This is a genomic window from Streptomyces sp. NPDC004134 (assembly GCF_042874195.1).
GTDB lineage: Bacteria > Actinomycetota > Actinomycetes > Streptomycetales > Streptomycetaceae > Streptomyces.
Genome location: NZ_JBIAMS010000028.1, coordinates 1 through 14,070, shown reverse-complemented (window position 1 = coordinate 14,070; position 14,070 = coordinate 1). Strand labels below are relative to the sequence as shown.

Here is a 14,070-nt window from a genome sequence, read left to right as displayed (position 1 = left end):
CGAATGGCCCTGCCGATGTGCGCGACAGGATGACGTGTCCATACCGTCTCTGCGGCTGCCCATCGGAATCCGTTACTGCGCTTCCTGGTCAGGCTGGCGGGCCCAGGCCGGCGAAAGCCGCCCGGTCTCTGGCTCCGACTTCCAGAGCACCGGCATGACGGCGCGGCGTAACGCCACGAAGCGTCGTCCGTCGCCCTCGCCAGTGGATGCACCGCAGGGGCGTCTCCCAGTGGCTCAACTCCGGCGTTCCTGCGCCGGAGGTGGCCGCCCGCGCTGGTCACTCGGTCGACGTGCTGTTGAAGATCTACGCCAAGTGCAGCGAAGGCCAAGAGGACGAGATGAATGACCTGATCATGCTGGGCCTCGGCGACGAGGACCGTGACACCTGATGTGGCGGTTTGCCCACGTGTGGGGGATGGGCAGAACTTCGCGGTCAAGACCGAGCACGGACGGGGAGGGTGACGTGGCAGAGGAAGCAGGAACAAACGGGATCAAGGCTCAGCGAATAGCTGATTGGGCTGAGGAGTACGCAAGGGACACCGACGACCGGGTGCACCTGAGTAGCGTCCTCGCTCAGAACGCGATCGCCTACGCGTTACTGGAGTTGGCAGAAGCCGTACGCGAGTCTGGTGGGACACAGGACGACTGACAAGGAAGAACGTGCTGGACGCGATGAGAGCCACGGAATCTTCCGGGGCTCTCATCGTGCTCGGTTGGGCATTCTGTGACCTCACAAAGCGACTCTGATCGGCGGAAAGCGCTTCGAAGATCATTACGTGGTCATTACGTGATCAGTGACATGGGGCTGCTTCCGGCGGCATTCGGCTGCGTACGCAAGAAGACCCCGTACTCAGCGCTTGCGCTGGTCACGGGGTCTTGGGCACCTCAAACGAGGTGCCCCCGGCAGGATTCGAACCTGCGCACACGGCTCCGGAGGCCGTGGCAGTCCCAGGAATCTCTGCAGTTCAGCAGCTTAGGTGACGCACTGTCAGGGATACTGTCCCGTGGATCTCCCGCGATCTGGAAATGCACGATTTCAACCGGTTCCGCCCAGATTCCGGTGTCCTGGCTTATCTCAGTACTGGCGATGGGGAAGGTCCTCTTCGCGCAAGGCGAGATAGGTTTCAGGGGTCGCCGCTTCGAGAAGACCCGCGCCCGTGTCGAGGTCGAGCCGGGGGCTCTTGGCCGCCAGGCAGGAGTTGGTGCCACTGGCTTCTTGGGGGTGAAGTCGTGCATTCCGATGTACGCGTACAGCGGTGCGACTCGGGCTACCAGCTCTCCCAGAGCCAACCGCGGGATGCGCTGCAGGTTCGGCGTGACATCACGGCCCACCTGGTGGCGGCCTTCAGTACTTCGCGCCATGTCGTGCTTGGCGCGTACCAGCCGTTGGTCGCAGGGAAGGCGGCTCCCGCCGTCCAGGGCTGCGCGGTTGCGGTGCGCCACTGCTTCCATGGCCGGCCAGCAGGCTTGTCGCGAAACAAGACCGGTATGTCGACACTGTCGGTGTAAGTCGGAGGCGGGGCATCGTTCATGTGCGCAGGAATCACGTCGCCAGTTTCGCAGCGAGTTCTGGCACCTCAGCTTGAATCCTTGGCATGTCACGTCTCCACGATCACGCTCGCCAAGGCGCCAAGACTCAGATCTTGATGACGGTGACGCCTGTTCCGCAGAGCGCGGTGAGGTCTTCGGGGTCTGAGGTGAGAACCGTCGCCGGCCTGGGGGCGGCGAGGGCGGTGGCGCTGAGCATGGCGTCGATGGCGTGCTTGTGGCCGTGGAGGCCAGCGTCGGCGAGGAGAACGGTAGCGTGACGGGCGATCGGCTCAGTGACCGGTTCGATGACGAGTCGGGAGAGCGTCCACTCCAGGGCCGGGCGGTTGATGCGGGGGTGTACTACCTCGACGAGGGTCGCCGTGGATGTGATCACGCGCAGATCGTCGGCGCGGGCGAGGGCGAGCCAGGCGGTGACGGTGCGGTCGCGCAGGACTGCCTTGGCCAGGCCCTCGCTGTCGAGGACCAGTGTGCCGCCGGGTACGGCGGGGGAGCGGGTCACGCGGCGTCCGCTCCGCCCTGCGTCTGCCCGGCCTGATCGCGGCGGGCCTGGTGCATCTGGTCACGCAGGGCGTGGATCTCCTCGTCGGTGATGGGGCCGTGCTCAGCCTCGGCGACGGCGATGAGCTCGTTGAGGTTGTCTCGTTCGACCTGCCTGGCGACGGCGCTCGCGACGTATGCGGACAGGCCGGAGGGGCCGCTACGGGCTTTGGCGGCTTCCGCGATGTCGCGGGGCATGGTGATCGAGTACTTCGAAGTAGGCTCGCTCATGCTACCTATCCTACCTCTCATCCCCTCTCGGCCTTGGCGAGATCTCTCCTGGGCGGCCCCCGCCCGCGGGTCAGCGGTTTTGGCGGGGGAAGTCTGCGCTGCAGGTGGCTCGGCCGTGGGGGCCGGTGGCGGTGGCGCGTTGGGCAAGGTTGCCGCGGATGGAGAGGGTGCAGGTGGCCTCGCTGCCGTCGTCGGAGAGGACGAGGGTGATCGTGGGGGTTTTGCCGAGGGGTACGCGTACGGTCTTGCGCCAGGGCAGGGCTGCCGCCTGGACGGTGGTGCCGGCGCCGGTGGTGCTTCGTGCGACGTAGGTGATCTGGGCGGTGCCTTCGCCGTCGACGGTGTACGTCACCGGGGCAGTGGGCACCGGGCGTTGCTCGGGTGGAGCGTCGTCGCCGCGGGTGAGGGTGTAGCCGAGGAGGGCGGCTGCGGCAAGCGCGGTGGCGGTAAGGACGGCGGTGACGGTTCGGCGGTGCCGCGAGAGGAATCCGGGTGGCGGGTGCGGGTTATCCGTTTCGGCTTCCGCGGTCGTCGCGGTAGGCATGGGTGAGGATCCCTTCGCCTTCGGGCACTGAATTCCTGGCAGGCCGAGAGTGTCACACGCCCGCCTGCAGAGGGGAAGAGTGGCTATCCCCTCTCTCGTTCTGGCGAGAATTCACCGTGCACGGGTGAGTCTCGGTTTCCGGCGGCACGCGGCTGCGGACCACCCCGCTGTGGTGCGTTGACCAGCGGAAGCTGAGGGATTCACTGCGTGTACGCGGCGCTACGATGTGTCGCTCACTGCGGCCAATTTGTCCAAGTTTCCATGGATATCGCCAAACACTTGACAGGTACACCGCGACCCGTTGAAGATCGGGCGGCTACCCCCCATGCACTGCGTGCGTTGTGCTGGCCGGGCATTTGCCCCGCCGGTTATTCGGCGTGCCGTTTTCCGCGTGTATTCACGCGCGGGGAAATGGCGTGAAGGGGTGCGGAATGAAGGCTCGGCTGGGGCGGTTCGTTTCGTCGGCGGTGGCGGCGGCGTTTTTGGTGACGCTGTTGCCGCAGCCGGCTTTTGCGGCGGGTTCCACGCCCGGGGCCGGCGGGGTCGTCGACACCATCGGGGACTGGTTCAGCGACGACGATCCGGATGACGACGAGCCGCCCTCGAGCGACAGCCGGAACCCTGCGAGCCGGGAGAAGCTGCCTGCGGGCAAGGCCGAGCCGGCGGCGAAGCGGGTGAAGGAGCTGACCGGGCGGCGTACGCCGGAGGCGCGGTTCTGGCGGATGTCGGACGGCGGTGTCGAGGCGGAGCTTGCTGCCGCGCCCACGTCGTACGAGACGCGTGGCGGGGCGTGGAAGGCGATCGACACCGCGGTGGCGGAATCGGATGCCAGGGGTTACGTGTACGCCAATACCACCAACCTCGCGCGCAGTTACTTCGGCGATTCGGCCGAGCGGCTGCTGAGGGTCGAGGGGGAGCTGGGTCAGTCCGTGACGTTCGGGCTGAAGGATGCGAGCGGTGGGCTGAAGCCGCGGGCCGGGGGCGACACGGTCACCTACCCCGACGCGATCAACGGTGCGGACATCTCGTACCGGGTGGGTGCGGGGGAGGTGAAGGAGGACATCGTCCTTAACGAGCGGCCTGAGGGGCCGGTGTCGTTCGCCTTCACCATGGACGTCACCGAGGGGCTGACGCCCGAGTCCCGTAAGGACGGTTCGGTCGCGTTCTTCCACGAGACGAGCAGTGAGCCGGTGCTGGTGATCCCGGCGCCGTTCATGACGGATGCGGTCAAGGACGCCTCCTCCCCGTACGGGAAGGCGTGGAGTCCGAAGGTCACGCAGAAGCTGAGCCGCCACGGGAAGCAGTGGCTGCTGACGCTGACCCCGGATGCGGGGTGGCTGGCCGCGAAGGAGCGGCAGTACCCGGTGAAGATCGACCCGACCATCACGATCGCGCCGTCGCCGTCCCAGTCGCAGGACGTCATGGTGCTCTCCGACGAGCCCGGAGTGAACTTCGCCCCGGCATGGAACCTTTCGGTGGGCACCACGAGAACAGGTGTGGCCCGCTCGCTGATCAAGTTCCCGCTGAACGAGATCCCGGCGGGCGTGACCGTGGATTCGGCCCGGCTGAGCCTGTACTACGACCAGACGCACACCACTGGCGACAAGAGCGTGAAGATCGAGGCGCACGAGGCCACCGGACCCTGGGACGAGACGACCGCCACCTGGGACAACACCAAGAACCTGCTCGGCGATCTGTCGGGCACGAAGGTGCAACTCGACGACGGCCGCGCCGGCACCGCCGCGGTCGGCGACTGGACCCGGATCGCGGGGGCCGGGATCGAGTCCGACTACCGCTACAACCAGAACTCAGCCACAGGCGAGTCGTACACCTGGCAGCCCGACGTGCCCGAGACCGCCAGCTACCTCACGGACGTGTACATCCCGGGGGTGGGCGACGCGGCGTCGGCGGCGCCGTACGAGATCAAGCACCGCGGCGGCACGGCGAACTTCACCGTGGACCAGCGCGGGACGTCCGGTCGGTGGGTGGACCTGGGCACGGAGGAGCTGAGCTACGCCAAGGGCACGGCGAACACGATCAAGCTGGGTGACACCGGGGATGCGTCGAGCAAGAACGTCGCGGACGCGGTGCGGCTGGTCAACCGGGCGGAGTTGTGGAAGGACGTCGGCGAGTACAACCAGTGGCACAACTTCCCGGTGAAGAACTCGGTGCAGGAGTGGGTGAACGGCACCCTGCCCAACAACGGCTTCGTGCTCAAGGCGTACGACGAGGGCCCGACAGGCGTTGACGCGCGCGGTGGGCCGCGGTACGAGGCGGGCGACGGCATCTACGGCGGCGAGACCTCCTCCATCCCCAGGCTCACGGTCTCCTACGGCCGCATCGGCACGGCCCTGGACTCCCCGACCGTCGTGCACGGCACCGGCCCGGAGCTGAAATGGAAGCCGTACGCCAACACCACCGCCGATGCGGGGGCGGACTTCGTCGAGTACCAGATCCACCGCTCCACCCAGCAGGCGTTCACCCCCTCAGCGGCCACACTCATCGCCCCCATCGGTGAGCAGACCGCAGACCATTTCACCGATACGACCGCCACGCCGTCGCCGGATCCGGGTCCGGAGATCGGGAAGTCGTACTACTACCAGATCGCGGTCAAGACGGCAGACGGTGACCTGCTGGGCTCGCCCACCCGGATCGTGGGCATCCCCAAAGCGGGCCGGACCATGAAACTCATCCAGGGCTCCGCCGGCGGGACGGTGGCCGACACGACGCTGTCCTCGGCTCAGCCGAACACCAACCAGGACACCATCCAGTCCTGGAACGTGGGGCAGAACTGGCTGTCCGTGGGCAACAACTCTGACACCTACGGCACCACCCGCGCCGCGCTGGACTTCGACACCTCCACCATCCCCGCCACCGCGACCGTCCTCGAAGCCCAACTGCAGATGTGGGGCACCGAAACCACCCGGGACACAGGGTCGACCGGCGCGGGCTACGAGCTGCGCCCCCTCGACCGCAGCTTCGATGAGACGACCGCGACCTGGAATAACGCCAACGCCACCACCGCTTGGACCAAGCCCGGCGGAGACCACAGCGCCACCGTCTCGCATACCGTGCCGCAGTGGAGCAACGAGGTGGGCCGCCAGACGTGGAATGCCACGTCGATGGTCCATGGCTGGGTCCGTACGCCTGAGTCCAACAAGGGCGCGATGGTCAAGCTGGCAAACGAGTCCGCCACCGGTCCGCGGGAGCGGTCGCTGTGGTTGTCGAGTGAGGGCCAGGACCAGCAGCTCGGTCCGCTGATGCGAGTCATCTACGTCGACGCCACCGCCGAGTCCACGTACTACGCACCTGACACGCCGCAGCGGATGACCCCGAACAGCACGTACAACGTCGAGGTCACGTTCACCAACACGACCGACTTCACCCTGAACGCCAACCCGGGCACCTGGGGGCTGTCGTACCGGTGGACCCTGCCCGACGGCAGCACCCCGCCGGGCCTGGGGCAGCCGGTCGTCACCGGACTGCCGGCGAGCATCCCGCCGGGCACGGAGAAGACCGTCATCGCGCAGGTGAAGACGCCGATCAACTCCGATTCGGGCAACAAGCGCACCGATTACCAGCTGACCTGGGACGTGTACCGCGGTGACGTGAAGAGGTGGCTGTCGGACCAGGAGGGCATCCCCGGCCTCACCCAGCGCGTCGCGGTGGAGGACCCCACCTCCGACGAACTCGGCCTGGAGAAGTTCTACTCCTACACCGGCACGTCCACCGGCGCCGGCTCGACGGTGATGAACAACACCGCCGCCGGTAACGCGGTGTGGTCCTACGACGCCTTCACCAACCCCGGCCGCGGCCTGAACACCTTCTTCCGCGTCGCCTACAACTCCCTCGACACCTCCGACACCATCACCGGCCACGGCTGGTCCGCCCAGGCCGCCGGCCCACTACGCCTCGGCGCCCCGCTGGACTTCCACCCCAACCCGCGCCCCACGGAGGTCCGCTGGCCGGACGGCGACGGCACCACCCACGTCTTCCGTAAACAGGAAGACGGCACCTTCAAAGCCCCCGCGGGCGTCCACTACAAGCTCGAACCCAAACTGAACCTGGACTGCACTCCGGCGAAGGACCCGATCCCGGACGCCTGGACGGCGACCCGCCCGGACGGTACCCGGTTCTACTTCGGCTGCGACGGTTACCTGACCTCGGTCGTCGACCCCAACGGGAACACGCAGACGTACACGTATACCGAGCGCAAGTCCAACAACAAGCCGGTGAAGTTCCTCGACTACATCACCGACCCCGCCGGCCGGAAGTCCCTTGAGATCGAGTACTACCAAAAGGGCGACGCGTCGTACGACTTCATCAACGACGCGGGCCAGCAGGAAACCGATACGGGGAAGCTGAACAATTCCAAGATCTACGACCACATCAAGTCGGTCACCGACATCTCCGGCCGCAAACTCGCCTTCTTCTACACGACCAAGGGCCTGCTGGGCCGCATGGTCGACGGCGCGGGCAGCGCACAGCCCAAGGAATTCGACTTCACCTACGACGCCGCGCAGGGCAACAAGAACGTCAAACTCACCGGCGTCCAGGACCCACGCCAGAACACCACCCGGCTCGAGTACAACGCCCCCGGTGCCGGAGACAACCCCAAGTACCACTGGTGGACCAAGACCATCACCGACCGCCTGCAGAACCCGACAGGCTTCGTCTACGCACCGGACACGGGCAACGTCAAGTTCACCGACACCACGGTCACCGACGCCCAGGATAAGGCGACCACCTATGTGACGGACGACTTCGGCCGACCGGTCAAGACCACCAACGCCAAGAACGAGACCACCGAACTGTCGTGGGACGCGGACAACAACGTCACCCTCCTCCGCGAGGCCAACGGCGCCGAAACCGCCTACTGCTACGACCCCGCCACCGGCTACCCCCGCTGGCAACGCGACGCCGAACAGAACAAGGCAGCAGGCGGCGTCCCCGACCCGGCCGTCTGCACCGACGGCGCCACCCCCGACAACGCCACCGCGTACGAGTACTCACCCCGAGTCGGCGACGAGTACGTGAAGGACCTGTGGCACAAGACCTCGCCCGAGGGCCACACCTGGACCTTCACCTACGACGAGCACGGCAACCTGCTCACCGTCACCGACCCCAAGGGCACCGCCACCGAAGAAGCGGGCGACTACACCACCCGCTACACCTACGACGGCCACGGCCAGCTCCAGACGGCCACCGACCCGCGCGACAACACCACCATCAACGCCAACTTCACCCCCACCGGCTACCCAGAGCTGATCACCGATCCGAAGGGCAACGGCACCGACTTCGTCTACGACGAACGCGGCCAGGTCCTCAAGGTCGTCGACGCCCGGAAGAAGACCACCACCCAGACCTACGACACCTACGGCCGCCCCGGCGAGAGCGTCGTCCCCAAGGACCAGGACGCGGGTGAGTTCATCACCACCCCCGCCCCGGTCTACGACGCCAACGACAACATCACCCGCGCCACCGCCCCCAACGGCGCCGTCTCCACCGCCGTCTACGACGAAGCCGACCAGACCACCTCGGCCACCGCCCCCGACAACAACACCACCGGCCGGGAGACCCGCTACACCTACGACCGCGTCGGCAACCTCCTCACCACGACCGAACCCAAGGGCGTCGCGACAGCGGACAACCCTGACGACTTCGTCACCACCAACACCTACGACGCGATCTACCAGCTCACCGACCTGGTCAACGCCGACGGCGACAAGCTCTCCTACCGCTACGACGACGTCGGCAACGTCACCCACGTCATCGACCCCAAGAAGAACGAGACCCCCGACACCACCGACTTCACCACCCACACCACCTACGACCGCAACCACCGCCCGGAAACGGTCACCGACGCCGCAGGCGAAACCACCACAACCACCTACGACAAAGACTCCCTGGTCATCGCCAGGACCGACCAGGCCGGGAAAACGACCGAGGTAGATTACGACCAGCGCGGCCTTCCGGTGGAGCAGCGCGTCCCGTACACGGACACCACAACGCGCACCACGAAGTTCACCTACGACCAGGCCGGCAACCCCACCAAGGTCGAAACCCCCCGCGGCGTCAACACCGCAACCCCGGACGACTACACCCACCGCACCACCTACGACGAACTGAACCGGCCGGAGCGGCAGTACCAGCCCTACGAACCGGCCGACGCCCGCTACAACAACCCGGACGTCTACACCGAGACGCTCTACGACGAGGTCGGACGGGTCAAGACGGTCTCGGCACCCCCCTCGGAGGGGCAGACGGTCCGTAACGAGACCACCTACGAGTACTTCGACACCGGCTGGATCCGCACCGCCACCGACCCGTGGGAGATCAAGACCGAGTACGACTACAACGACCTCGGCCAGCAGAAGAGCCGACTGCTGACCTCCGCAGGCGGCTCCTCCAAACGCCCGATGGACTGGGCCTACTACCCCGACGGGTCCCTGCAGACCAAGAAGGACTCCGGCGTCCCCGACGGCTCCGCCGTGGTGCTGGTCGACAACTCCGACACCCAGCACACCTCCACCTCCGGGTCCTGGAAGGCGTCGAAGTCCATCCCGCTCTCGGGCGATCCGAAGGACACCGGGTTCAACCACCGCAGCCAGGCATCAGGTAACGGGACGTTCACCTGGCAGACAGTCGTCCCCCGCGACGGCGAGTACACCGCCTACGCCAAGTACCCGCAGAAGTCCGACGCCGGCACCGCCACCTACCGCATCGACCACGCCGGCGGCCCCGCGACCAAGAAGATCGACCAGGCCGAGAACGCCAACAGCTGGGTGAAGCTCGGCACCTACCGCTACAAGCAGGGCACCAAGTCGATCACCGTCTCCGGAACCGGCCAGGGAACCGTCAGCGCGGACGCCGTCAAGCTGGTCCGCTCGTACGAAGCGGCAGCCGACACCGAGGAAAAGGTCTTCGGCTACCGCTACGACCTCAACGGCAACCTGACCGACATCGACGACACCAGCTCGGGCGCCAAGATCGATGCCTACACGATGGCCTACACCGGGCTGAACCAGCTTGAGAAGGTCACCGAGAACCTGGCCGGCGAGGAGAAGAAGGCCACCGCCTTCACCTACGACGCCAACGGCCAACCGGAGACCGTCACCCACCCCGACCAGTGGGCCGGCTACACCTACAACGCGCGCAACCTGCTCGAGACCGTCAAGATCGCCGACACCACCTCGGAGACCGACCCGACCCGCAAGACCACCAGCTACACCTACACCCCCCGCGGCATGGTCGACACGGAGACCAAAGCCAACGGCAACCTTCTCGACCACGACTACTACGCCAACGGCGCACTGAAGACCGACCGGGAGACCAACGACGGCGCCCTGGTTGCCTCCCACGCCTATGACTGGGACCCCAACGGCAACAAGGCAAGAGACGTCTTCAGCCGCATGAACGCCGACACCGGCGCGCTGGCGGACACCACCAGCACCTACACCTACGACCCCGCGGACCGCATCGCCAAGCTCGACAAGACCGGTCTGGGCGCCGGCACCGAAACCTACCGCCACGATGCCAACGCCAACGTCGTCGAGCAGACCGTCGACGGTGTGAACACCCGCTTCGACTACAACCTCAACCGGCTGCAGCAGGCCACCGCCACCGGCGACGGCTCCGGCGGCCTCACCTCCGCCTACACCTACGACCCCTACGGGCGCCTGGAGACGGTCACCGCCGACGGCAAGATCCTTGAGCAGAACGCCTACGACGGCTTCGACCACGTCGCCGAACACACCAAGCTCCAGGCAGACGACACCACGGCGACGACGAAGTACATCTACGACCCGCTGGACCGCACCACATCCAAGACCACCGATGTCGGCAGCTCAAGCCCGAAGACGACCGACTTCACCTACCTCGGCCTGTCGAAGGAAGTCCTCGACGAACGCGTCGGATCCGAGATCACCAAGTCCTATCAGTACGGGCCGGGGGGACAACGCCTGTCGCAGATCACCCACAAACCCGACGGCACCCAGCAACTCGGCGTCTACGGCTACAACAGCCACTCCGACGTCGAGACCGTCACCGGCGAGGACGGCGACACCGACGCCACCTACGGCTACACCGCCTACGGCACCGACAACGACGCCGAGTTCACCGGCATCGACAAACCGGACCCGGTGAATCCTGACAAGGAAGCCTTTAACCCCTACCGGTTCAACGCCAAACGCTGGGACGCCTCCACCAGCACCTACGACATGGGCTTCCGCAACTACAGCCCCGGTCTCAACCGCTTCCTCACCCGCGACACCTACAACGGCGCCCTGGCCGACATGCAACTCGGCACCGACCCTACGACCGGCAACCGCTACGCCTTCACCGGTGGCAACCCCACCACCAACATCGAACTCGACGGCCACCGCCTCGCCTGCGGGGGCGAAGGTGGGGAAGCGGCGGCCTGCCCTTCCGGGCACAACCAGAACACCGGCTACATCCCCAGCCCGGACGAGGAAATCGCCATCACGCCGGACGAGGATGGCTCCTCAATCGAAGTTGAAGGGCAACGCATCCCGACGGAGAAGGAGCTGGCGGCCCTTTATCCGACACGCTCCTATCAGGAACAAATCGAGATGTGGACGGCAAACCGGTGCCACAACCCCGAGGACCAAGACAGCTTCTGCGATGCCGCCGAGGACCTGGGCTGGATATCGTTCGACAGCCCTGGCCTTGATGTCCTGGGAGTCCTCGGTATCCGGGATGCCATCGCCTGTGTCAAGGAGCGTGACGGCGGAGCGTGCGCCTGGGTGATCGCGGATGCAGCTACCCGTGGCGCGAGCAAGGTGCTGAGGCTGGGGAGACTCTGCACACGACACAGCTTCACCCCCGGCACGCGCGTCCTCCTCGCCGACGGCCAAACCAGGAAGATTGAAGACGTCGAGATCGGTGACCGCGTCGTCGTCACCGACCCCGACACCGGTAAAACCACCATCCGCACCGTCAAACGACTCATCACCACCCACGACGATAAGAAATTCGTCCGCCTCACGCTCACCACGAAAAACGGACAAACGGGTCAGCTCACCGCCACCACCACCCATCCGTTCTGGGCCGAGTACGCAGGCGAATGGATCAACGCCGGCGACCTCCTCCCCGGCACAACCATCCGCACCACCACCGGCGGCACCGCCACCGTCCAGGCCGCCGACCACTACACCAAGCGCCAGACCACCCACGACCTGACCATCCGCGACATCCACACGTACTATGTACTCGCCGGAAACACGCCGGTGCTCGTGCATAACGCAGGAGGAGCGGCGTGTGTTCGGGCAGGTCAGGTGGGCGAAACTGCGGCGGGGATCACCAAGAATACCGAGAAGCTCCGAATAAACGGCCGCACTCGGATACCCGATGAACTGGACCACACTGCTGGTGTGATTGGCGAGGTGAAGAATGTAAAATATCAACACCTGTCTACCCAGATCAGGGACGACCTTCAGTATGCCGCGGCAAACGGATACCAGTTTAAACTCTATGTCCGCGGCAGCACGCGACTGTCCGGGCCGCTGCAGGCCAGGGTAAATTCGGGCGAAATCGATCTCATCAGGAACCTGCCATGACGGAAATGAATGAACCCCCCACTGCTGGTCGGCGGCTCACCCAGGCCGAGAAGCAGGCGGCGATCAACAGTCCGGGGGCGCTTGCGGCAAAGTCCCGCGACCCCTACGTGGTCAAGCGTCGTCAACTCTATGCAGAGAGTGCCGCAGGTGTGCTGGCAGACCTGGCCGAATACGGGTTTCCGGTCGGCAGCGTGGGCGAGTTGCGTCGCGGGGGCGTGAAGTACCAGGCCGCGGTGCCAGTGCTAGTCGACTGGCTCTCGCGGATCTCGTATCTTCCGCTCGTTGAGGACATCGTCAGAACGCTTTCAGTTCCCTTCGCGAAGAAGCAGGTGCTTCCGATCTTCCTGCAGCTCTTTCGGGTTCCTCCGAGAGTGGAAGACCCCATGCGGCCGAAGGATTCGCAGCCTGGCGAGGAGCATATCCGCTGGGTGATCGGCAATGGGCTCTTCGTATTCGCAGGGCCAAGTGTCGCCAACGATCTGATCTCGCTTGCTACGGCCCGGGAATACGGGGACGCCAGGAGTCAGATCGTTCTGTCGCTTCCCAAGACGAAGGACGGCAGAGTGCCCGGAATCCTACTTGACCTGGTGGATGACTCCAGTGTTGCACCTTCTGCAATCGAAGCGCTTGGAAAGATGAAGTTCAAGGAAGCGCGTAAGCGTATCGCCCCCCTTGTGGAGGATCCTGACGAGAATGTTCGGAGTCAGGCCAAGAAGGCACTAAAGCGTATAGATGCTTAATTCCGGGAATGTCCTTCGTGAAGCACGTTGCCCCACCAGAAATTTATTTCTTGTGGGGCAACGTGATTGACAGCAACGCCGACGGCAACGCCAGCGGACGAGACCTGCTGCGGGCGGGGGTTCGTCAGGCTCGTGGCGGTCGTCGACGAGGTTGACGAAGTGCTGGAGGTCGGCGTCGGCAGGGGGCGAGTTCGGCGTAGTTGCGCAGCGCGTTCCAGGTGGTGAAGAGGACGTGCCCGGCACGCGCTGGGTATACGCGGGGAACTTGAAGGCCGGCAGCACTCTCCGCTACGACGCGGCCGACGAGATGACCACCTCAGAGGTCGCGTTCCTGCTCGACGAGGACGCTGCGGTGGGCGGAGCGGCGCTCGATGCCACGTGCGGGGATCTGGCGCAGTCTTTTGACGACGCACTGGGTCACCGTCCTAGCTCCGGTGCCGACCGTGGCGTTCTCCTACTGACCTTGAATGCGTGGTGTCGTCATGGTGGTGCGGGTCGGAGTCCTGTGCCGGTGAGGCAGCCGTTGAGCACGTCGGGCCGGTATTGGAGCCGACGTAAACCTTGCCGGACGGTGGCGATCAGATCGTCGGGGTCGGCGAAGGCCCGGTTGGCGAGGACGGAGCGCCGCAGCACGGACCAGATGCCCTCGACGGGGTTGAGGTCGGGTGCGTAGGGCGGCAGTTGGAAGACCGTGAGCCAGTCGCGGGCGGCGATGTAGCGGCGCATTCCGGCGGTGAGGTGGGTGTTCAGATTGTCCCAGACCAGCACGATCGGGCCGCTGAGCTGGTGGTGGGCGGTCTGGATCAGATCGCGGTAGTCCTTCCAGGAGAAGCTCTTGCGGCCGTCGGGGCGGGCGTCCGGGCAGGGCCGGTATATCAGCCGGGAGCGT

7 protein-coding genes and 1 pseudogene are annotated in these 14,070 nt (G+C 65.7%); 4 read left to right on the top strand and 4 right to left on the bottom strand.

Features of this window, described 5'->3' with window-relative positions; translation table 11 throughout:
* Positions 1-215: 215 nt before the first annotated feature.
* Both ACFYVJ_RS28505 and ACFYVJ_RS28500 read left to right on the top strand, forming a co-directional pair.
* Positions 216-389, top strand: a pseudogene (locus tag ACFYVJ_RS28505) (site-specific integrase); the annotation flags it as partial.
* Positions 390-463: 74 nt separating this feature from the next.
* Entirely contained in the window at positions 464-649 is a 186-nt protein-coding gene (locus ACFYVJ_RS28500; RefSeq protein WP_388897274.1) for a hypothetical protein, read from the top strand.
* A 987-nt stretch (positions 650-1,636) separates the two neighbouring features.
* On the opposite strand, the gene ACFYVJ_RS28495 is transcribed toward ACFYVJ_RS28500, so the two are convergent.
* From ACFYVJ_RS28495 to ACFYVJ_RS28485, 3 genes are all read right to left on the bottom strand, one after another.
* On the bottom strand, positions 1,637-2,050 hold the full coding sequence (locus ACFYVJ_RS28495; RefSeq protein ID WP_388897271.1) for a type II toxin-antitoxin system VapC family toxin: 414 nt from the start codon (positions 2,048-2,050) through the stop codon (positions 1,637-1,639).
* Complete coding sequence (locus ACFYVJ_RS28490) at positions 2,047-2,319, bottom strand: CopG family transcriptional regulator (protein WP_388897268.1); 273 nt, start codon at positions 2,317-2,319, stop codon at positions 2,047-2,049. The genes ACFYVJ_RS28495 and ACFYVJ_RS28490 overlap by 4 nt, the downstream gene beginning before the upstream one ends.
* Positions 2,320-2,389: 70 nt before the next feature.
* On the bottom strand, positions 2,390-2,863 hold the full coding sequence (locus ACFYVJ_RS28485) for a hypothetical protein (RefSeq protein WP_388897265.1): 474 nt from the start codon (positions 2,861-2,863) through the stop codon (positions 2,390-2,392).
* A gap of 431 nt (positions 2,864-3,294) precedes the next feature.
* Between ACFYVJ_RS28485 and ACFYVJ_RS28480 the strand changes: the two genes are divergently transcribed.
* Both ACFYVJ_RS28480 and ACFYVJ_RS28475 read left to right on the top strand, forming a co-directional pair.
* Entirely contained in the window at positions 3,295-12,441 is a 9,147-nt protein-coding gene (locus ACFYVJ_RS28480) for a DNRLRE domain-containing protein (RefSeq protein WP_388897262.1), read from the top strand.
* Positions 12,438-13,181 (top strand): HEAT repeat domain-containing protein, encoded by a 744-nt coding sequence (locus tag ACFYVJ_RS28475; RefSeq protein WP_388897259.1) that lies wholly within the window; start codon positions 12,438-12,440, stop codon positions 13,179-13,181. The genes ACFYVJ_RS28480 and ACFYVJ_RS28475 overlap by 4 nt, the downstream gene beginning before the upstream one ends.
* Positions 13,182-13,661: 480 nt before the next feature.
* Here the strand turns inward: ACFYVJ_RS28475 and ACFYVJ_RS28470 are convergent.
* The coding region (locus tag ACFYVJ_RS28470) for a transposase (protein ID WP_388897256.1) at positions 13,662-14,070 on the bottom strand (409 nt) is incomplete at its 5' end.